Annotated in this window: 18 protein-coding genes and 1 pseudogene; 7 read left to right on the forward strand and 12 right to left on the reverse strand. The window is 58.7% G+C overall.

Annotation, left to right across the window (positions count from 1 at the left end):
* Window positions 1-163: 163 nt before the first annotated feature.
* Window positions 164-883, reverse strand: coding sequence for a Crp/Fnr family transcriptional regulator (locus BM438_RS42195; RefSeq protein WP_093647077.1), 720 nt, complete (start codon window positions 881-883; stop codon window positions 164-166).
* Between the two features lie 313 nt (window positions 884-1,196).
* On the opposite strand from BM438_RS42195, the gene BM438_RS42200 reads away from it, so the two are divergent.
* The 4 genes from BM438_RS42200 (at window position 1,197) to BM438_RS42215 (ending at window position 3,291) form a co-directional block, all read left to right on the forward strand.
* Entirely contained in the window at window positions 1,197-1,787 is a 591-nt protein-coding gene (locus BM438_RS42200; RefSeq protein WP_054042588.1) for a BPSL1445 family SYLF domain-containing lipoprotein, read from the forward strand.
* A 60-nt stretch (window positions 1,788-1,847) separates the two neighbouring features.
* Complete coding sequence (locus BM438_RS42205; protein WP_093647079.1) at window positions 1,848-2,657, forward strand: PRC-barrel domain-containing protein; 810 nt, start codon at window positions 1,848-1,850, stop codon at window positions 2,655-2,657.
* 94 nt (window positions 2,658-2,751) lie between these two features.
* Window positions 2,752-2,985, forward strand: a complete 234-nt coding sequence (locus BM438_RS42210; protein ID WP_093647081.1) for a hypothetical protein — start codon at window positions 2,752-2,754, stop codon at window positions 2,983-2,985.
* Between the two features lie 18 nt (window positions 2,986-3,003).
* Window positions 3,004-3,291 (forward strand): hypothetical protein, encoded by a 288-nt coding sequence (locus BM438_RS42215; protein ID WP_143131861.1) that lies wholly within the window; start codon window positions 3,004-3,006, stop codon window positions 3,289-3,291.
* Between the two features lie 51 nt (window positions 3,292-3,342).
* Here the strand turns inward: BM438_RS42215 and BM438_RS42220 are convergent, their stop codons facing one another.
* On the reverse strand, window positions 3,343-4,380 hold the full coding sequence (locus BM438_RS42220) for a zinc-dependent alcohol dehydrogenase family protein (protein ID WP_093647086.1): 1,038 nt from the start codon (window positions 4,378-4,380) through the stop codon (window positions 3,343-3,345).
* Window positions 4,381-4,540: 160 nt separating this feature from the next.
* On the reverse strand, window positions 4,541-8,578 hold the full coding sequence (locus BM438_RS42225; RefSeq protein WP_093647088.1) for a CheR family methyltransferase: 4,038 nt from the start codon (window positions 8,576-8,578) through the stop codon (window positions 4,541-4,543).
* 268 nt (window positions 8,579-8,846) lie between these two features.
* Between BM438_RS42225 and BM438_RS46565 the strand changes: the two genes are divergently transcribed.
* Window positions 8,847-9,011, forward strand: coding sequence for a hypothetical protein (locus BM438_RS46565; protein WP_167378543.1), 165 nt, complete (start codon window positions 8,847-8,849; stop codon window positions 9,009-9,011).
* 78 nt (window positions 9,012-9,089) lie between these two features.
* Here the strand turns inward: BM438_RS46565 and BM438_RS42230 are convergent, their stop codons facing one another.
* The 6 genes from BM438_RS42230 to BM438_RS42255 all read right to left on the reverse strand — a co-directional run bounded on the left by BM438_RS42230 (window position 9,090) and on the right by BM438_RS42255 (window position 16,490).
* Complete coding sequence (locus BM438_RS42230; RefSeq protein ID WP_093647091.1) at window positions 9,090-10,217, reverse strand: pyridoxal-phosphate-dependent aminotransferase family protein; 1,128 nt, start codon at window positions 10,215-10,217, stop codon at window positions 9,090-9,092.
* Between the two features lie 337 nt (window positions 10,218-10,554).
* Window positions 10,555-11,763, reverse strand: coding sequence for a hypothetical protein (locus BM438_RS42235; RefSeq protein WP_093647093.1), 1,209 nt, complete (start codon window positions 11,761-11,763; stop codon window positions 10,555-10,557).
* Between the two features lie 595 nt (window positions 11,764-12,358).
* On the reverse strand, window positions 12,359-14,086 hold the full coding sequence (locus tag BM438_RS42240) for a carboxylesterase/lipase family protein (protein WP_093647095.1): 1,728 nt from the start codon (window positions 14,084-14,086) through the stop codon (window positions 12,359-12,361).
* 657 nt (window positions 14,087-14,743) lie between these two features.
* Window positions 14,744-15,589, reverse strand: coding sequence for an MBL fold metallo-hydrolase (locus BM438_RS42245; protein WP_093647098.1), 846 nt, complete (start codon window positions 15,587-15,589; stop codon window positions 14,744-14,746).
* Window positions 15,590-15,610: 21 nt separating this feature from the next.
* The gene (locus tag BM438_RS42250) at window positions 15,611-15,937 is read right to left on the reverse strand and encodes a hypothetical protein (RefSeq protein WP_093647101.1); all 327 of its coding nucleotides are present in this window, start codon (window positions 15,935-15,937) and stop codon (window positions 15,611-15,613) included.
* A gap of 7 nt (window positions 15,938-15,944) precedes the next feature.
* Window positions 15,945-16,490, reverse strand: a complete 546-nt coding sequence (locus tag BM438_RS42255) for a sugar ABC transporter (RefSeq protein WP_093647103.1) — start codon at window positions 16,488-16,490, stop codon at window positions 15,945-15,947.
* Window positions 16,491-16,655: 165 nt separating this feature from the next.
* Between BM438_RS42255 and BM438_RS42260 the strand changes: the two genes are divergently transcribed.
* The gene (locus BM438_RS42260; RefSeq protein ID WP_093647105.1) at window positions 16,656-17,561 is read left to right on the forward strand and encodes a LysR substrate-binding domain-containing protein; all 906 of its coding nucleotides are present in this window, start codon (window positions 16,656-16,658) and stop codon (window positions 17,559-17,561) included.
* Window positions 17,513-18,445 (forward strand): hypothetical protein, encoded by a 933-nt coding sequence (locus BM438_RS42265; RefSeq protein ID WP_093647107.1) that lies wholly within the window; start codon window positions 17,513-17,515, stop codon window positions 18,443-18,445. The genes BM438_RS42260 and BM438_RS42265 overlap by 49 nt, the downstream gene beginning before the upstream one ends.
* 131 nt (window positions 18,446-18,576) lie before the next feature.
* On the opposite strand, the gene BM438_RS42270 is transcribed toward BM438_RS42265, so the two are convergent.
* The 3 genes and pseudogenes from BM438_RS42270 to BM438_RS42280 all read right to left on the reverse strand — a co-directional run bounded on the left by BM438_RS42270 (window position 18,577) and on the right by BM438_RS42280 (window position 21,461).
* Window positions 18,577-19,152, reverse strand: coding sequence for a helix-turn-helix domain-containing protein (locus tag BM438_RS42270; protein WP_093647110.1), 576 nt, complete (start codon window positions 19,150-19,152; stop codon window positions 18,577-18,579).
* A 273-nt stretch (window positions 19,153-19,425) separates the two neighbouring features.
* Window positions 19,426-19,687, reverse strand: a pseudogene (locus BM438_RS46570) (ABC transporter substrate-binding protein); the annotation flags it as partial.
* Between the two features lie 334 nt (window positions 19,688-20,021).
* Window positions 20,022-21,461 carry a DEAD/DEAH box helicase gene (locus BM438_RS42280; protein WP_093647112.1) on the reverse strand — a complete coding sequence of 480 codons (1,440 nt, stop codon included), beginning with the start codon at window positions 21,459-21,461 and terminating at the stop codon, window positions 20,022-20,024.
* Window positions 21,462-21,525: the final 64 nt, after the last annotated feature.

A 21,525-nucleotide genomic window follows, 5' to 3' on the forward strand; every position in this document is an offset into this window, starting at 1 on the left:
AGGCTCCCTGCGCGATTGGCACGATGTCAGTGTGCGCCGACGATGGGGAGTCCAATCCGTTAAAAAGAAGCCAATTTTGGAGTTAATCCGTCGCCATCGAAAGAACGAAAAATTTGCTAAAAATGGGGCCGGGCCGCGCCTCGCCCGACGGAATAGTGCGCGTTTATATCGCCCTCAGATCAGGCAACAACCGGTCGAACTCCCGTTTCACTACGCCATAGCACTCGCACACACGCTTTTCGAGTCCCGGTCGATCCAGTACCTCGATGTGGCCGTGACCGTAGCGGATCAGCCCCGCGTCCTGGAGTTTCAGCGCCGCTTCCGTCACGCCGGATCTGCGCACGCCAAGCATGTTGGCGATCAGTTCCTGTGTCATCTTCAGCTCGTTTGACGGCAGGCGGTCCATGCTGAGCAGCAGCCAGCGGCACAATTGCTGGTCGATCGAATGATGCCGGTTGCAGACGGCGGTCTGGGCCATCTGTGTAATCAATGCCTGGGTATAACGCAGCAATAACCGCTGCACCGGGCCAGCGCGATGGAATTCCTCTTTCAGGATGCGCGCATCCAGTCGATACGCCCGTCCTGCGCTTTGCACGACTGCCCGGTTTGGCGTTGTTTCACCGCCCATGAAGAGCGCAATACCGATGATCCCTTCGTTGCCCACAATTGCGATCTCGGCGGACGCGCCGTCCTCCATCACATAGAGCAGCGAAACGATGGACGTTGTCGGAAAATAGACATGATCAAGGCGATCGCCAGACTCGTACACGACCTGCCCCAGGGGCATTTCGACCGGTACGAGATGCGGCTCCACGCGCGCCCGCTCTGCTTCCGGCAGAACCGAAAGCAGGTGATTTTCTTTGGAATGTTGCTCGTTTTCCATTTATCGCTCCCCGAAATCCCGTCCAGAAACTGCGCCGTTTTCGCAGAATTGTTCTTAACAGTATCAGGCATCAGCAGTAGTTGCATGAATGCGCCAGACGAATGGGGCGAGGACGTCGAACCAGAGTAAACCCTGTTTAAATTATAGTTCGCGTGCGTCTGGTGGTACGTCGCGACGCGCCACCGGCCACGCCTTAACGAGTCTGCGCGGATTGTGCGTTTGAACATAGACAGATCTCTGTACGTTGTCGTACCGCTTTCTGCCGCGCGTGCGCGTAGCGTGACTTCTATCGTTGACCAGCGCGGAGAAAATCATGCTTAGACGAACCTTTATCTGGAGCACATCCGGATCGCTTCTGGTGCTCGGCGCAGCGCTCTCAGGTTGCACTACCACCTCTTCTTCCGATGCGAGCCGCAGTCAGCAGATGGACAAGCGCCGCACCATCGATGCAGGCGTCGACTCGACTCTGACTCGCCTGTACGGTATGGCAAGCGGATCACGCGAACTGGTCGGCAAGGCGCACGGTGTACTGACGTTCCCGTCGGTGATCGATGCCGGCTTCGTGGTCGGCGGTCAGTATGGCGAAGGCTCCTTGCGCGTCGGCGGACACACGGTCGGCTACTACAGCACGGCGACCGGTTCGATCGGCTGGCAGATCGGCGCGCAATCGCGCGCAATCGTCTTCCTGTTCATGACCGACGAGTCGCTCAACCGCTTCCGTAGCAGGGACGGATGGTCGGCTGGCGGCGACGCCTCCGTGGCCCTGCTGAAAGTCGGTGCGAACGGCAATCTCGACACTAGCACCGCGACCGGGCAGGTCGACGCTTTCGTGTTGACCAACACTGGCCTGATGGCGGGCGCGTCGCTGGAAGGCACAAAAGTCACGCGGCTCACGTCGCTTTGAAATTGAGGCCGAGGGACGCGCGTGATGTGCGCCCTCGTCGAAACACAGGATAGAGAAACCATGTTACGAAGCATACGAGACTTGCACGGAAGCACCGTTAGCGCAGTGGACGGCGACATCGGCTCAGTTAGCCAGGCCTATTTCGACGACGAGTCATGGGGTGTGCGCTACCTGGTGGTCGAAACAGGCAATTGGCTCAATGACCGGCAAGTGCTGGTTTCGCCGTATTCGGTGAAACACACCGATCCCGGATCGAGCGTCGTGCATGTCGGCCTCTCCCAGCAGCAAGTGAGGGACAGCCCAATGCTGGACGCCCACAAGCCGGTATCGCGGCAGCACGAGATCGAGTATCTGCGCTACTACAGCTATCCGACCTATTGGGGCGGCCCAAACCTGTGGGGGATGGGCGCCTACCCGGCCTATGACCCAACAGGTGTAGCGCCTGACGCCCTGCCCGATGAGCCACCAGGGCCAACCCTTGATACGAGCAAACCGCAACCCGACGTCCATCTGCGTAGCACCGACGAGGTCAAGGGATACCACCTTAAGACGGCCGACGGCAGCATCGGTCACGTATCGGACTTCATTTACGACGACACCGACTGGGCGATTCGTTACCTGGTCGTAGAGACGCACAACTGGTGGCCCGGTGGCAAGGCCGTGCTCATCGCGATTCACTGGATAGACGAAGTCGACTGGTTCGATTCAACCGTATCGACGAAATTGACGCGTGACGTCATCAAGAATAGCCCAGCTTATGACGACTCGATGCCGATCGACCGGCGTTACGAGGTCGTTCTGCACCAGTTTTACGACAAGCATGGATATTGGTCGAACGCAGGCGCCGACGAGCCAGTCGCATCGGAATGAACCGCCGCACGGACCACGGTCCTCATCAAATCCGGACCGTGCCAGATCAACCGAAAACGAGAACCTTCAAAGGCGTTTAAGGCGGGAGCAGGTCATGAGGCAGAACATTCAGAAATTGTATCAAGCCCGTATCCATACATTCACCCCCGAATGTCAGGAACTACAGGACGGGACATTCGATTTTCATCTTCGGCATGCTGTTGAAGGCTGCCTTCCTTCGGCCGACAAGCACTACGACGTCGGCGTTTTTGCGACGAGCAAGGACGGCTATGCGGCAGCACTTGCGTACGGCGACAAATACATTGCGGAACATAAGTTCGGAATATAGCAGCGCCGACTGTTATCGATGACCCGCGAGATTTACCAGCAGCGACGACGGCCAATGTGGCTGTCGTTTACTCAAACGGGCGACACCATGGCGGAAAGAATCATCTCAAGCACAACACATGACGCTTACATGACAGTCAGAGACCATATTGCCGATGGCTGGGTGGCGAGCGTGTGTGTCGTTCCGAAGGGCGCAGCGAAGAGCAACGAACCCATCATCAAACTCGACACTTTCTTCGAACGTGAAGATGCTGCATGGGAATCGGCCGAGACGCTTGCACGTGCCGAACTCAACAACCTGAAATAGCGCAGTGGCGCAAATACGCGCGCCAAGTGCCGCTTCCCAAGGGGCGACCGGCTATGCCGAGATGATCACCTTCAGCGCGCGCGTGTCCGCAGCACGCTCGAAGGTCTCGTAAGCGTCGAGAATCTGATCGAGCCTGAAGCGGTGCGTAATCAGAAGGCTGGCGTCGAGCTTGCGGGCGCGCAACGTATCCATCAGCATCGGTGTACTGACGGTATCGACCAGCCGCGTGGTGATGGTGATGTTTCGGTCCCACAGATGCTCCAGATGAAGATCCACCTTCACGCCATGCACTCCGACATTCGCAATCGTCCCGCCCGGCGCGATGATAGCCTCGCACAATTCAAAGGTAGCCGGAATGCCGACCGCCTCTATTGCGGTATCGACGCCGCGGTCGGCCGTGAGTTTCATGATCGCCTTCACCGCATTGCCATCCGCGTTGTTGATCACCGCGGTCGCACCGAAGCGCTTTGCGGTCTCTAGCCGGTTATCGTCCAGATCGATCATGATGATTTCGGCGGGAGAATAGAAACGGGCGGTGAGCAATGCCGCAAGCCCGATCGGCCCGCTGCCGACAATAGCCACGATGCTGCCGGGCTGCACCCTCCCATTGAGTACACCGCACTCGAAGCCCGTCGGCAGGATATCGCTCAGCATCACCAGCGCTTCTTCGTCGGCGCCGTCGGGAATCCGGTAAAGACTGGTATCCGCGTGCGGAATCCGCACGAACTCGGCCTGCGTGCCGTCGATCCTGTTGCCAAGAATCCAGCCGCCGCTGACACAATGGGAATACATGAGTTTGCGGCAGTACATGCACTTACCGCATGCGCTGATGCAAGAAATCAGGACGCGTTCGCCTGGCTTGAACGCCGTGACGCCTGCGCCGACCCGCTCGATTACGCCTGTACCTTCATGGCCGAGCACGCGGCCGGGCTGACAGGTCGCGACGTCGCCCTTGAGAATGTGCAGGTCCGTGCCGCAAATTGTCGTCTTGCTGATCTTGACGATGGCGTCGGTGGACGCCTCGATCTCGGGTTTGGGCCGTTCTTCAACAGCCTTCTTGCCAGCACCAAGATAAACGAATGCTTTCATTGTAGGTAACTCCGGTTGCATTGGATCGGCCCGTACGCAGTGGTTCATGTCTGTTCGGGCGGTTGAACTGACGCGCGACTGTCGTCGCTTGAACCCACTCTGCCGTGTCACCCGGAGAAAGTCGGTACGGTGGCGGACCGCGTGGTGGCCGAGGGAACCTCTACGTGCGTGGCGTCCCCTGCGTCCCTGCGCCAAATAAGCGGATCAAGGCTTCATAGTCGACCGGCTTGGTCAGATGATGGTCGAACCCCGCCTCGACTGATTTGATGCGATCCGCCGGCAGTCCGTATCCCGTGACGGCCACCAGGATCACATTTCGATTTGCCCCGGATTCGCGTAGCCTTCTCGCTACTTCGTATCCGTCCATGCCTGAGAGTCCGATGTCGAGAAGTACGAAGTCAGGGTTGAAGGCCGCCGCAGCGCTGAGTCCCGAAACACCGTCTATGCGCGTCTCGACCTGATGCCCCTCATTGGCGAGAAGCATGCCCAACGCCTCACTCGCATCGGCGTTGTCATCAACAATCAGAATCCGCTGCGGGCGGGCGGTGACAGGTGCCGGCTGCAAACTGATCCGATCTCCGGGGACGGGTCCCGGATCGAGAGGCAGATCGACGACAAACTCACTGCCCGTCTTGCCGTCGCTAATGGCCCGAACCGAACCGCCATGCAACTCGACCAGTCGCCGCGCCACGGACAGGCCAACACCCAGGCCGTTGTTGCGCTGGCTATTGGACGCGGGCCCCTGGACAAACATGTCGAAAAGACTCCCGAGCATCGAGGACGGGATACCTCTCCCGTTGTCTTTGATGCTGAGCGAAAGCCGATGCGCCGCTGTGGTCGCCCGCAACTGTATGGAGCCGCCCGGCGCGGTGTATTTCGCCGCATTGATTACGATGTTCTCGATGACCTGCGACAGGCGGGTCGGGTCAGCGTTTAGCCAGATGGGTTCTTCCGGCAGGGAAACGGACAATGAATGGCGACGCTCATCGACGATCGGCTGGCAGACTTCGATGGCGCTCTGAACGATTGTTTTAAGGAGAACCGTCTGTCGGTTCAACTCGATGCTGCCACTCGTTATCCGGGTGATATCGAGCATGTCGTTCACGAGGTGCATCATTGCGCGCCCCTGCCTTTGAATGACGCCAGCGGCCCAGTCCTTCTGCGTGACTGGGACCGTTTCCGACACGAGCAGATTTCCGGCGGAAACCAGCGCTGCAAGTGGATTGCGCAACTCATGGCCGAGCATGGCCAGAAATTCGTTTTTTCGCCGGTCGGCGACCGCCAGCTGTTCGGCACGCTCGCGAAGGTGAGCATTGCTCACGCTGCGGTTGACGAGATCGCGCTCAGTTGATGACACCGCAATAGCGTTGCCCGCGTCGTCCGACAGAACCGACAGCGTGAGCCAGATATCAACCACGCGTCCGTCCTTCGTGACCCGCTGTGTCTCGTAGGAATGCAGCGCCTCATTGTGCTCAGCGTGGTGGATGAAGTCGAGATGATCCTGCCTGGCACCGCGTGGGACCAGGTCGGAGACGGTCATACGCAACGCTTCAGTCTCGCTATAGCCGTACATCGCGCTAGCCGCGCGGTTCCAGGCGAGAAAACGGCCTTTGAGGTCGAATACCGTCACGGCGTCGTTCGAATCCTGAACCACGGCGGCAAGGCGCCGGGCACGTTCGTCGGACAGCTTGACCTGGGTGATATCGGTCCATGTGACCACGACGCCAGCAGGCGGCATTCCGCGAACCGCAATGTAGGGCGTAATGCGGCGGACATACCATTCCGCGGTCGCGGTTTCGATTTCCTTTTCCACCTTCTCGTTGAGGCCCAGAAGTATCCTGTCGACCTCCTCCGGCAACGCGTTGCCGAGCGGGTTGCCGAGAACCTCTACGATCCTGCGCCCGATGTCCGGCGGCGCAAGTCCCAGGATCCTCGCCGCGCTGGGCGTAAACCGTTTGATCAGACCCTGCCTGTCGAGAAGCAGTGTTGATATTTCCGTGCTGGCAAGCAGATTCGTGACGTCCTCACTGAGAACCTCCAACTGATGGACCTTCTGCTCGAGCTGGGAATTGACGACATTCAATTGCTCGTTGACCGCCTGTAGCTCCTCTTTCGACGTTTCGAGCTCTTCGTTCGCGGAGCGCAGTTCCTCATTCATCGAAAGGATTTCTTCGTTCGATACCCGCAATTCGCTATTGCTCTCCTCCAGTTCCTCGATTGTGCTGCCAAGCTCCACCTGCGTTGTGCGAAGCTCGCTCTCGAGATGCCAGAGGTCGGAATCCGCGCCGGAGGGCGCCGTCGACGCAGGCCGGTCGGCCGTCGGCAACCTCGCGAAGATGACAAGCAATGCCTTGCCGGCATGCATCGTGTCGAACGGTCGCGTCACCGTGATTTTCACCGCGGGCGCACCACCGTCAGCGACGATTTCACTGACCGGCGAGGCTGCCTGGTCCTGGACCGCCCGGCGCAATACAATCCGCAGCTTGAGGCGCAGGCCGTCGCGCGCCATGTCGAGAATATTGCCGGTTGGCTCACCTGCCGGCTGCGTCAGGTATTCGTCCGTCGAGCCGCTCACGTAGAGCACCTGGTGAGCAGAATTGATCAGCACGGAGGCGGCATGGTGCTCTTCCAGCAGCGTGGCGTTGACCAGTTCCGCGTAACCTTTGCTGCGGACACCAACGCGGCTTGCGGGCGGGAATTCCTCGCGGCGCGCCGTACTTGCGGAAAACCGGTAGCCAGTGACAGCCGGTGCGATGACCGGACTGCGCTGGTAAATACGCCAGGCTCTTGACACCTCCTGGAACTGGGTGGAATCGGGATCGGTACTTTCCGATCGTCCCAGAAACAGGTAGCGCTTCGGATTGAGCGCGAAGTGGAATAACTCAAATACCCGCTGCTGGGCTTCGGGCTCGAGGTAGATCAGCAGGTTCCGGCAACTGATCAGATCGACGCGGGAAAACGGTGGATCAGCAATAAGGTTCTGCGGGGTGAACAGAACCGTTTCGCGAAGTTCCTGCCGGATCTGGAATCCATCGCTGTGCGTCTGAAAGAAACGCTCGAGCCGCGCTTCACCCACTGGTGACGCGACGCTGGCCGAATAGATGCCCTGGCGTGCGCGTCCCAGCGCAACGCGGTTCACGTCGGAGGCAAGGATCATGAACGGCCGCGTCACCCGGCGCTTCTCGATCTCCTCGGTCAGCAGCATGGCCATCGAATAGGCTTCTTCGCCCGTTGCGCATCCCGGCACCCATACACGAATCGGCTGCTCGCTCTGCGGCTCCTCCAGCAGAACGCTCAGCACGCGTTCGGACAGTGCGGTCCAAGCATCAGGATCGCGGAAGAACTCCGTCACACCGATCATCATATCGAGACTGAGTGCCTGAGCCTCCTCGGGCGAGGCCGACAGGACGCCGCAATAGGCATCAAGGCTATCAATCCGGTTGACCGCCATGCGGCGGGCAATGCGACGCTGAAGCGTTCCCCGTTTGTAGCCCCTGAAATCTGATCCGGCAGCCGCAAGCGCCCTGAGCACCGGTTCAAGATCGACCGGCCGCGCGGCATCCAAGGCGGCCTGTGACGTCCCTGCCGTGGATCGTGTGATGTAATCGAACAGCGCAGCAGGCATGTTTTCAACCGGCAGCACATAATCGACCAACCCCGTTGCGATTGCATGGCCAGGCATTGCGCTGTGCTCCGCCGTGTCAGGCGTTTGCGCCATGACCATGCCGCCCTCGGCCTTGATCGCTCTCAGGCCCGCTGAACCGTCTGCGTTCGCGCCGGTGAGCACGATCCCGATAGCGCGATCGTGCTGGTCAGCGGCCAGCGAAGTGAAGAACGCGTCGATCGGCATGGGGATTGCTGGACGATCAACGGCTGCACGCAGCCTGAACGCGTCTTGCTCGATAACAACCGACACCTTCGGCGGGATGACATAGACGTGCCCCGCACGCGGTATTGCGCCGTCCTCAATCGCCGACACAGGCAAAGCCGTGTCTTTCGCCAGCAACCCCGGGAGATGACTCTCGGCGCCTGGAGCCAGGTGGACAACGACCACGAAGGCAACGTCGGCCGGAATTTCGGAAGCCGCCCTGAAAAACAGGCTCAGCGCATGAAGGCCACCGGCCGACGCACCGATTGCGACTATGCGGGGAGCGACGACCAGCCCTGGCGCAGCAGAAGTGTTATTGGAATCATTCATGGCGCCACGCTGGAGACGACTGCTGGATCGCCAGTGTAGCGCCTATTACGCGGCGGCTGATCGAACTTCAGGCGCAGGGGCATTCAGCTTTTATCGTCCAGCGTCGCAAACGGACCCGGCGAGGACGCGTTTGATGTGAAAACAGACTCGCGCTCCCATGCTCGCCGTACTATGCGCCGTGCTTCCAATATCCTCATCGTTGTGTCACGCACAGAAACAGATCGGCAACACGGTGCGGTTTCCAGACAGTCTGCGAGGAATGCGGCAAATGTTGAAGGAAGACAATCGAACCGGTAATCACCTTCTTGCGGTGCTGGACGAGTCGGAGTGGGCACGCGTCGCCCCGCATCTGGTCGAAAAGCGCGCGTGCGAGTGCTATCGCGTTGTCAGGAAAGAGTGCGAAAGACTGCTGCCTGATCTGAAGGCGATGTGACGGTTCCAATTTCTACGAAGCTGGCGGGAACGCGCTTCCTGTACAGATCAACCTCCCTCCGCAAAAAGAAAAACCGCCCTAACGAATACTGTCCAGCGCCTTCGCAAGCCTGCCCACCGCCCCTTCAACGTCATGCAGTTTGTCCAAGCCGAATAACCCAATACGGAAGGTCTTGAAATCCGCAGGCTCGTCACATTGAAGCGGGACGCCAGCCGCGACCTGCAACCCTGCATCAGCGAACTTCTTACCGGATCGTATTCCGTCATCGTCCGTGTAACTGACGACGACGCCCGGAGCCTCAAAACCTTCGGCCGCCACGCTTTTGAATCCCTTGTCCGCGAGGAGTGAGCGAACGCGCTTGCCGAGTTCAAGCTGCTCTACTCTCACTTTATCGAAGCCGTATGCCTCGGTCTCCTTCATGACGTCACGCAACGTAGCGAGACCGTCCGTGGGCATCGTGGCGTGGTACGCGAACCCACCATTCTCGTAGGCTTCCATGATCTGCAGCCACTTGCGAAGATCACAAGCGAAACTGGTGCTGGTCGTTCCGTCGATTCTTTCGCGGGCAAGCGGGCTAAGCATGACCAGCCCGCAGCACGGTGACGCGCTCCATCCCTTTTGCGGCGCGCTGATCAGGACGTCAACGCCGCTCGCCTTCATGTCGACCCAGACCGTGCCGGAGGCAATGCAATCCAGTACAAACATGCCGTCGACGTCATGCACAGCGTCGGCCACCGCGCGCAAATAAGCGTCCGGCAGCATGATCCCGGATGCGGTTTCGACATGCGGCGCAAAGACCAGATCCGGTTTGTTTTCCCTGATCGCAGCGACCACCTCTTCGATCGGTGGCGGTGCATAGGCAGCCTGTCTCCCCTGTTCGACCGGGCGCGCTTTCAGCACGATCGATTCAGACGGAATGCTGCCCATGTCGAAAATCTGCGACCAGCGGAAACTGAACCAGCCGTTGCGGATGACAAGACACTTCTTGTTGGTGGCGAACTGCCGGGCAACGGCTTCCATGCCGAACGTCCCGCTGCCCGGCACCACAACGGCCGACTTCGCGCTGTAGACTTTCTTCAGCGAAGCGGAAATATCGCGCATGACTCCTTGAAAGAGCTGCGACATATGATTGATTGATCGGTCGGTGTACACGACTGAATACTCGAGCAGTCCCTCGCGGTCGACATCGGGAAGTAAGCCTGGCACGTTTGTCTCCGGTTATTAGACGAATATAAGGATCGCAAACACATTCTAACGAAAGCCGCCTGTAACGGTATCGGTCGAGACGCCCCGCCTTACCTATCCAGCAAGTTTCGGCATGAACCAGCCGTCGAGTCACGCCGGTGGGGAATGCTCCAGTGGCGACAATCGGTACGATTATGGACCTTCGCAGGAATCGCCCTGATGGGCGAGCGGAGTCACGGCAGTGCCATCGCCCGTGTGCGGCATGCGCATGTTGCCGCCATCATGGAAACGGGACGCCTGTCACGGCCCGTTGCATACGTGAGTCAGCGCACGCAGCGGCTCATGTGAGTGAGTGCGCCTACTCCCATCCCTGATATCCCGCAGGCTGCGCCGGATTGCCGTAACCGGCAGGGTACGGCCGACGCTGCTCCGGCGGCGTGTACATCTCGTTGTATGCCGGATAGGCAGGCGGGCGGCCCACTATGATGACCTGCTGCGCCGCTTGAGTGGGCGGCCGAGGCACATAGGCGGACTGCGCGTCAGCCGTTTGGTATCGCGCGGGCGGATACGGAGCTGGCGCGTATTGGTTAGCCTGAACAGTTCGAGCCGGCGGCGCGTAGTCCCGCCTCGCGTACCCACCTGCCGCCTGAGACTCTGCTGACGTCTGGTTATAGGCCGGCGCCGCTGCGTATTGCTGCGGCTGCTGATTCTGATATTGCCGGGCTTGCCGGTTGTAAGCCGCTTGAGTTCCCTGCTCCGCCGCGTATTGCGGCTCCTCATCGGCGGCCTGCCGATACTGCGGTACCGCCCGCTGAGCGTTCTGCACATCGCGCCTCTGCGTCACCTGCGCGTCGTCATCATGCGGCAATGCCGTCACGGCTTGCGTCGGAATCAGTATGGGAGGCTGGGACTCGGGACCAAACAGCTTCGGCGACGTGGTCCGAGTAGAAACCTGCTTCAGCGGCACGGGCTGCATTTCAGCCCGCTTAGGCGGCGTAACCCGCAGTGAAGCCTGTTTCATCGACGCGACCGCGACCGGTGCAGTGACCCGCTTCGGCGGCGCAGACGCGACTTGCACGGGGGCATGCTTCAGCGGCGCAGGACTGGCCTGCACGACGACCTGCCTCACCGGCGTGGCTCGCGCAGCAGCATTCCGCTTCGGCAATGTGACCGACGCGGATACCTGCCTCGGCGGCGCGGCTTGCGCTACGACCCGCCTTGGGGGTGCAACACGCTCGGCAACCGGCTTCGGCGATGCGGGTATGGCCGGCGCAGCAGGCTGCTTTTGCCGGTGCTTCACCTCGTCGCCCAACGTCGCATAGGATTTCGAGTCTTCCCTGGCGCGCGCGTTATAGCCGATGAAATACGCATAGCGCAGGTCTGCCAGGCGCGCCTGAATGTCGGCATCAGTGGAGACGCGTTTCTCGCCGGGGTCGAGAGATGCGTCGACGGTGGAGTCTTCGAAGGCCGAGGGTGCAGCATCAGCGGCACGGGCGGATTCGGGATGCAGCGCGCCCACAGAAGACACAAGCGCAGCGGCTACCGCGACGAGCACTTTTTTTTCCATACTTTCACCTCGGAATTCCGTGCGACAGACCGCGTGGGATTCTCCAATCTCCGGACCGGAGCTTCACCCGCGCTTACGGGATATCGACTATTTTTAGCACGCCCTTAAGGGCCTAGGGTAGTGCTTCCGGGTATAACCCAGGCGAAAGCCTATATGCCGAACAACCATAGCAATACTGACGTTGTCGGTTCGGAAATTCTTGCCTGCTTCGACGGCCATGGAACCGACGAGGATGTCATCGCTGGCGGCCATGAACACTCACGATGCGTCTTTTATTCGCCCGGTGCTGGCTGCCCTCCTACTTTGGCGGCTAATTGCTTCGGTAGACTGACGCAAATCCTTTCACCTCGCGCAATCCACACTGTCTATCGCGCGCTTACCCTTGGTTCAAATCGCTCGAAGATGCCAACTGCAAAATCGAGGCTCGATACGAATTCTATGGCGAGGTGCATGTCGACTATTTGCACCGCCTTGGATGACGCTGGCCGATTTGGTCAGCCAAAGCGTCATCCAATACCGATTCCCTCCATTCGAAATAGTCCTGACACTCTTCCCTTAGTACCATTAAACAGGTATGGATCTTAATCTCGCGTGCTTACTGGTATTGGCGGTTAACCGTCAGGTTTGCGTCGTTAAGTGGCTGAACAAGATCGATTTGTGCTTTCACCGGATTTGGTTGATCCACTTGCACCGTACCGGCCGCGGTAAACTCGATCTGATTGTCGAGCGCGATGCTGTACACCGGCCAGTTGGTGACGCCCGCGTCAGATGGATTTCCCGTTTTGGCAAACGCCGCCCAATACGCATTCATGCGTTGGGCGACCTGCTCGTCCTGACTCGTGACCGCGTTGCCGTACTGTGACGCAAGGGTGTCGAAGACATACGGTACCTCGGCAGCATGCACTGCGCCGCTGACCGTGTTTTGCACTGATTGTGCAACGTACGAAAAGCGATACAAGTAGGTGGGGGCGCCTCGGGAGATGAAGTTTCGTGCAACAAAACGCGCGGGCTCGTCCATCGTAATTACACGGGAGATCTGGCTTTCGACGGCGGCGACGGTGGCCGTGCCCGTGGGATCAAATGCCGCGCTTGCTGCGGCTACATTTTGAGCGCCAAAGATCGCGTACGCCTGGTCTTTCGTCGTAATACCGGGAGTGGAAAAGCCGAGGTCGGCGTTGTTTACTCCGAGCATGAGAGGCACTTTGGCGAATTGCCCACTGTTGTATAGATTTTCGGGTTCATCGAGCACCAATTTGCCATCGACAATCGCGCCGCCCGAAAAGGTAGCGACGTTTTGCGGAGTATTCAACGTCGTAATGTCGAGTCCATTGACGACTTGATCTGCCGACAGCGCGCGCAGCGCTTGCAGCGCGTTCGTGTCGGCGCCATTGATACCGAATTCCTGAGCGAATACGGTACCCTGTTCTTCGGCGGAGGCCCCGACGGTTTTTGAGTTACGTGTAAGGGAACGCCCGTAATATTGATTTACGCGTCCATTGCCAGACTCGTTAATTGCCTTCTGGAATAATCCTGCGGCCGATGGTGATGTCAAAAGATTATGGATCGACTCACCGCCGGCCGATTCGCCGAAAAGCGTGACGTTTCCGGGGTCGCCACCAAAATTGGCGATGTTGCGCTGCACCCACTTCAACGCGGCGATTTGATCCATGTAGCCGTAATTGCCCAACACCTGGCCGGACTGCGCTGCGGCCGCGGTGAGCGCGGGATGGCCAAAGAAACCGAAGCGGCCGACACGATAATTTAAAGTGACGAGGATGACGCCTTGCTTGGCAAATTGCGTGCCGTCATATTCGGGCATGGACGTGCCGCCCACGACGTATCCACCGCCGTAGATCCAGACCATGACCGGTAACTTGGTGTTTGACGAGGACCCGGAACTGCTGGTGGGACGCCAGATGTTGAGATACAGGCAATCTTCGGACGGCGTCGTGGCCAGCGGCGTAACCGCCGGGTCGACAGGCTGCATGCAGTCGTGAACAAATGACGTGGCCTGGAGCACGCCGTTCCAGGCCGCCACAGGTTGAGGTGGTTGCCAGCGTAGGTTGCCGACCGGCGGAGCCGCAAAGGGGATGCCCTTGTAAGCAATGACGCCCTTGGCCGTCGCGCCCTGCACCGCGCCGGCATCAGTCATGGTGATAGTCGGCGTGGTCGACGGGCCGCTACCACCACATCCCCCCAGCATTACAGCAACACTGGACGAGACCAGGAGTGTTGGTAAGCGTTTCAATCTGGTTTGCGTCAATACCGCGTAAAATCTGAATTTTTCCAACACGTGATTTCTTGGCGTATTAGTGGATTTCATTATCCTGTCCAGGTGCGTGAAACATCATTTGCCCACGATGGTGCCCATGTCGTAAGGCGGGGTGCGCGGCGCCGCATGGAATCCAGTATCTGTGGGGTGATTTTGAGGGTCAAATTCGCGACAATAATGGCGAATATGAATTCCGCTCATGCACATTGACCAAGGGCCAATATATAAATGTGGATTTAAAACTGCCCTGCTTTAGTTATGAAGTCGAGTAAATGTGATCCACCTGGACACCTAATCCATTCTTCAAATTGATCAATGCACGAAAGCGGGCATTGCGGAATGACTAGAACGGGGAAGGCGTGAATGACCGCTGAACCGTGGAAGCCGCCGTTGAGGTCGCGCCGGGTCGAAGGACCGAATCGGGTCGGCCTGAGCCGATCGTCATCCCTCACAGTGCAGCCATGAGCCGCCTTTAACATGCGTTGTCGGTCGGACGCTTATGCGTCGGCTTGCCCCTGTAACCGATCATCCGATCGAGAGAGACAAACGCTCCTTTTTCGGCCGAAGCGGCTGCCCCGTTAGTGCAACCGGATGTCCCCTATAAAGCACGAAGCGGCCAAGGCCGTTGTCACCGCAACGGAGTGTGCGTAGTTGCTCCAGTGCAGAATGCCGGAGTGGTATCAGATGTGGTTGCTTCTGTTCGCGGCCTCATGCTTCGGTCTCGTAAAGCAGGCCGTAGCTCCCGCCTGTTCGCTTTATTCGCGCGAAGCCGAGTTCCCCCAAATGCATACCGGCAATCAACAGTCTCTCCGAACTGACCAGGTCCAGAAGCCGTGATCGTGTGGTGACTGCCAGGGAAGGGTCTTGATCGAATGCAATCGATACGTCTGGCCGTTCAATCTGGATGTGAGGAAAATGAACAATATCTCCCCAGACAAGCAGGCTCTGATCGCGGGATTCGAGCAGATATCCAGAGTGTCCATCTGTGTGTCCCGGTAGTGGCATCGCTCTGATACCGGGAAGCACTTCCCCCTCATCGAAAGTACGGAGCTTGTCGCGGTAGCCGTCGAACACTTGGCGCGCTATCAGGAAGTTACCGCGGGCACGCTCGCTGGCACGACTTAGATTTCCGTCATCCTGCCAAAATTCGACCTCTCGATGATGGGCAACTAGCTCCGCATTCGGAAAGGTAATTTGTCCGGCCGCGTCAACTAGCCCTCCGACATGGTCGGGATGGGCGTGCGTGAGCAGGATTGTGTCGATCTCGGATAGTTCGACGCCAGCAAGCGATAAATTGGTTCTCAGGCGACCGCCCCATTGCTTGATGCCTCCAGCCCCACCGTCGATGAGAATCGTGCGGCCCGCTCCGCGTACTACATAGCAGTTGATATGCACGGCGGAAGGCTCCTTCTGCCCTGCGTCACTTTGTATTCTGGAGGCTTCGGAAGGGTCGATATTCGAGAGGAAGTCCAGACTAGCAGTGAGGTAGCCGTCGCTGATTGCGGTGATCGTGAAATCCCCGGCTCGCTGACTTGGAAAGGTAATGGTGGACACAATTCTTCTCCGGAAGACTTCCTAATTTCGGGCGTGAATGTTCGACGCGGCATAACCAAAACAACGGATGCGCGCTGTGAGACCCGTGCAGCACTCGATGGCGTCGTCCAGGGCTTCCATGAACTGGTTCATCACCGGAGGCGTGCGAAATGTCTCAAGGCGATATTGGACTTCCGCGAAGACGGGATGTCCGTGCCCTTGCCGAACGTCGACATAGATGACATGAACGTTTTCGAGTGCCGCTTCAAGGACACCAGTACAGAGTTTGACGCAGTCGCAGGAAAGATCGGCAAGCCTCTCATCAGACGGCATGTGCCCGGTAGGGATGTAGATAGTCACATTGGGCATCGCGGACCTATTTTTCCTGTCCGGTCGAAACGGTGGAGGAGCGTGTCAGTTGTTCCGTCATCGGCGAGTAGAGGTGGACACCTTCGGGCATGCTCCCGACAAGCTGTGCGTTTTGCCGAGGCAGTTTTGCGAGCCAACGGTGTTCCGGAAACTTCTCCAGCGCAACTGCTCGCATGGCCAACGGTGTGAGGCCCATTTGGATCAGCGGTTCGGGGCCGTTTGCACAAAGCACGAGGAGTTCGTCTGCATTGACCGCCGGCGCAAGGCCAATATCGCTGTAGAGATTTCGGTGCCAGTCGGCGATGTGTTGCTGCCACCTTGCAAAATTGCCGCCGCCTTTCTGGCGATATTCCTCTCCCGTCAGGACATCGAGACCGTCGATCGTGTGGACGGCAAGGTAGGCCGGGCAACCATCGCTTAACGACTTGAAGCGCTGTGACGTGTGAAAGCCGGTAACCGAGATAAGGGCGGGCAGTTTCTCAAGGCTGTAGAAGTCGTTCCATTCGGCTTCGCTGCTTAGATCGGCGAAGCTGCATTCCACGGTGTAGATCATCAGATTATCCTTCGTGGCGCGTAAGCAGATTGCTGCAAACGATCCATGTTCATTGCGGTAACGTAATGCTAATCTGAGATTTTCGGCGTATATAACGATATAAAGTCAGCCTTCAGTGATATTTACTCAAGCTGACATTGAACGCATATCAATCGGCGAGACCCAATGCGACGTAAGATCCCAAGCAATTCCGCGCTCCAGGCTTTTGAGGCCGCGGCTCGACACGGCAGCTTCGCCCGCGCGGCTGAAGAACTAGCGCTGACCGAAGGCGCCGTCAGTCGTCAGATCGGTCGACTGGAAGCATTTTTGGGTGTCGCGCTGTTCGAGCGCGTTGGAAATCGGGTACGGCTTGCTCCCAACGGCACGCGATACGCTGTGCAGGTTCGCGAGATTCTGGATCGACTGGAACGGGACAGCCTATATCTGATGGGGCAGCCCATCGAAGGCGCGAGCATTGATATCGCCGCGATTCCGACCTTCGCCACCCGTTGGCTTATCCCTCGGCTGAAACGCTTTCAAAATAAACATCCGAACATCACGGTGCATATCGCCGAACGTATGGAACCCTTCATCCTTGCGGGTAGCGGTTTTGACGCAGCAATCCATTTTGAGCATCCAGCATGGGCGGGTATGCATCTACATCGCCTGCTAGAGGAGGTGCTTGTTCCCGTCTGTAGTCCCGCGCTCCTCGCAGACGCCGATGCGAACATGTCGCTAAACGAACTCCCACGCCTTCACAGGCGACAAAACCCGGACGCGTGGCAGGTTTATGCACAAGAGGCCGGCATCGTGCTGACGAATTCGGCGGTTGGCGCACGTTACGATCTCCATTCCATGCTGATCGAGGCGGCGCTAGCGGGCTTGGGTGTTGCATTGGTGCCGCGTCTTTACATCGGGGCAGAGCTTGAGCAAGGCCGCCTGGTAGCGCCTTGGCCGGACGGCAAAGCGATTACCAAAAACTTCTGCCTTGTTCTTCCTGAGCCAATCGAGTTAAGTGAAGCCCCACTACAGGCATTTGCGAAATGGATTCTTCACGAAGCCCGGGGCTCAGCGGCTCAAAGCAGCGTCTGACACTCATCCCGCCTGACCTCAACGCCCTGGACGCGCAAGCACTGCGCGACTTGACGGCTGGGCTGCTGAAGCAGGTCAGCCCGCTATACTCGCAACGCCATCAACAACTACGGATTGCTGGAATGAATCGCAAAATATTGGGCGTCTTGGCCATATCGTTCGGTATATCGTCGGCCGCTTTCGGCGGGAGCTTTGTGTGTCCGACTGGCCCTGGGCCAGGCGAACGCCAGATCGGCATGGCGGGTGGCTCTCCCGGCGTCGCACCCGTGCCCATGTGCGTCCAGGACGCACAATCCCAACAGCAATCACAACCGGGCCGCGCCGCGGATCCGCAAGCGGATGCTGCTGCCGGGCTCGCGAAGGCGATGGGCGGCCTCGCCACAAGCCAGATATATCTGTTGGAGGATATGAGCAAAACGGCGCAGGACCCTGAATTCAGGAAGCTTCGAACGGGTTATTGGAGCTACTTCCACGACACCCAGCAGCCCAGCTCGGGACAAAAGTGCGTGGCGCTTTTCCAGAACCTCAAGGGTGCCGTCCAACTGTCGGGACCTGGCAGCTCCTACAAAGGAGCGATGCTCACCTTGATGGGCCTGGATATCCCCAAGCCCTCGACAGTCGCGCACATCAAAGTCACGCTGGATCAAGGCGATGGCAATCCGCAAACCGTGAACGTCTTCAATTACGCCGTGGCGCAGGGCAAGCTTGGTGCCGTCTCGTTCGGCATCCCCACTGCCGAGGCGCTGCTGCAAGGGATGACCAAGAACGATATGACGTTCAAAGTGTCCGTGGATGGCAAGCAGGTAATCGACACGTTCTACCACGACGGCCTGCAGGCGCGCGAACAGCTCCGGCTATGCCTCGCCGGACGACCGAAGATATAGATCACTGTACGCGTTTCCCCCGCCAGGCGACTGACTCCTGGCGGGACGATACCCTCGTGCGAAGGCAATATTGGAAGAGCCGCTCAGCAGCGCTTTCGCTTTCCGAAACCAATTGACAGTTGCGCTGCTATTCAAAGGAGCCTGGGCGTCCCGACCCAAAGAAAGACAGATTCAATCTGTGCTGTATTTTCCCAACTGTGCGGCACCTTCGATTCGTAATGCGCACTGTCTCCGGCCTTCAATACGAAAGTTTCGCCCTCCAATGTCAGCAACACCTCGCCGGCAATGACGTACAAGCACTCCTCAGCTGCATGCGTTGCGACTTCGGTACGCTTTTGCCCGGGAGGCATCTTCACAAGAATCGGATCTAACTGACACCCGCCTCTCAAGTTTGTCAACCGTGCAAACCGATTCGCCGAGTCTGCAAAACCAAAAAAACTCACCTGGTCACCACGACAGACCGAGCGCTCTTCGCTGGGCCGTTCGACAAAATACCGCACAGTTACGCCGAGGGCGTTTGCAATGCCTGTCAGCGAAGTGATAGAAGGAGATGCCAGACCTCGCTCGACTTGCGAGAGGAAGGGCTTCGAAATACCCGCCCCCGTTGCCGTTTCTTCGAGAGTGCGTTTCAGCCGCAGTCGCAGCGAGCGTATCTTGCTACCCAGTGTGGAAGCTGGATTCGATATTTCGTTTGTTGCTGTGAGCATGACATGACCAATGCAGAATTATGTGCTTTTAGCGTGCCGACCCGGACAATGCCGAAATTATTCAAGCCGTATATAGCGAGAAAAATCTCTCATCGCAAATTCTGACTCCCGATACCAGGATGTTCCGACTTCCAGACCAGGAGGTCGGCGGCGCAGCTTATCCAGCAGTGCACACCTGCGCAACGGTATCATGTTCTATTAAGAATTAATAAATAGAATCCTTACCGATTAATGCAAGACTTATTGCATGCCTGAATCCGTCGTGCAGCAGGCTTACGCTCTAGATGATTCTTTGACGCTTTCGGCCTCAAAGAGAGGGGAAACTTGCGGGTTGAAACGAATCGTGCCAATCACGCCGGTATAGTTAGCGGTTTCCAGCGCAGGCAGATTAGACATGCGGATCGACTGAATGCGCGCGACGCATCGCATCGGCGAGCCACATCATCGCGTCGTAGCCGTAAGGCGCAAACACGACCACTTTGCCGTAGCGCGATTCGAATCGCTGTTCGAAGTCCGCATAGCGCGCCAGCTTCGCGGCCAGTGTCGCAAGCGAGGTGCCGCCGCACGACGCTGCGACCGCGAGATACAGCAGGGGCTGCCGATATACCGCAGTGACGGGTCAAAGGTGAATGCTGAGTGTGTCGCGAGGGCCCATGCGGCACAGAACATCGCACCGGCTAGCGCGCCCCATCCGAGAATTACCGAGGCGGCGATTCCTCGTCGCTGATTGCGCGCGCCAGGCACCGTGCCGGCCGCCGTCGCGATGGCGGCGACGGGACTATGGCAATGGTGGCGCCGGCGCAAAGTCCGGGCGACACGGATGCATTGAAGGTCTAATACCGCGTCGTCCTCATCCCCACAGATCAGGGTTAGCGTTTGCCGCGGCCACCGGCCGGTTTGCCAGCCGCTTTAGGTGAACCCGCAGCTGGCTTGCTGGCGGGTTTGCTGCGTGGCTTTTGCACGCTGAATGGGCTACCGCTGGAGAAGCTTGTGCCTTGGCCCGCGGCCACAGTGCGCTGCGCCGCAGGCTTGCGTTTGTTTTCGCCACTTTGCGCGCGCGGTTTATTGCTGAGCACCTGCGTGGCGCGCGGCGCAACTTGCGGCACTTTCGGCTTCTTGGGCTTTTTGGGTTTCTTGATGATCTCGCCTGTCGTGCTAGTTTGCGGCACGCGGTGTTCGGCTTCAAAACCCGGCTCTTCTTCGCGACGCAGTGTCTGCCGGATCAGCGCTTCAATCGCGGCCAGTTGTGGCGCTTCATCGGCACACACAAGGGACACCGCCACGCCGCTGGCGCCCGCGCGCCCGGTACGGCCAATACGGTGCACATAGTCTTGCGCCACGATCGGCAGATCAACGTTGATCACCAGCGGCAGGTCGTCGATATCCAGCCCGCGCGCAGCCACATCGGTGGCGACCAGCATATGGACTTCGCCCGTCTTGAAGCGCTCCAGCGCACGCAGGCGCGCGGGTTGCGGTTTGTCGCCGTGGATGGTGTCGACCGCATAGCCCGCGTCATCCAGCATGGCCGCCAGGTAATCCACGCCAATGCGGGTTTTGACGAACACCAGCGCGTGCTCCCAGTTGTTCTCAGCCACAAGGTGCATGAAGAGATCTGGCTTGTTCTTTTTATCCACCGTCACCACCCACTGCTTGATCTTGCTGGCCGTGGCATTGGGCGGGCTGACGCTGATATTGACCGGGCCGCGCAGAATGCCCGCCGCCATGGCGCGGATATCGTCGGTAAACGTGGCAGAGAACAGCAGAGTCTGGCGCTGAACGGGCAAAGCGGCGAAGACGGCGTTGAGTTCGCGCGCAAAGCCCAGATCCAGCATGCGGTCGGCTTCATCCAGCACCAGCGTTTGTACTTGATCAAACTGCACTGCGTTCTGGCGATGGAGATCCAGCAAACGGCCCGGCGTGGCAACAAGCACATCCACGCCTTTGCGCAACTTCATCATCTGCGGGTTGATACTCACACCGCCGTAGGCGGCCAGAAATCGTAAGTCGAGGCCTTTGCCGTATTCGATAAAGCTTTGCAGCACCTGTTCGGCCAGTTCACGCGTGGGCACCAGCACCAGAACGCGCGCGCGATTGCTGGACACCGCCGGGCCGTGTTGCACCAGCCGTTGCAACAGCGGCAGCGCGAAACCCGCCGTTTTGCCAGTGCCGGTCTGTGCCGCAGCCATGACGTCCTTGCCGCTGAGCACAGCAGGAATCGCCTTGGCCTGCACCGGCGTAGGTGTCTGGTAATTGAGGTCCTGCAGATTACGCAGCAAGGGATCGATCAGGCCAAGCGAGGCAAAAGACATCGGCGTATTCCGGGGTAAAACCGCAATTCTAGCTTCTAGCGGTTACCGCGCCGATTGCACCGCG

This window comes from Paraburkholderia aspalathi (assembly GCF_900116445.1).
GTDB classification, from domain to species: Bacteria; Pseudomonadota; Gammaproteobacteria; order Burkholderiales; family Burkholderiaceae; genus Paraburkholderia; species Paraburkholderia aspalathi.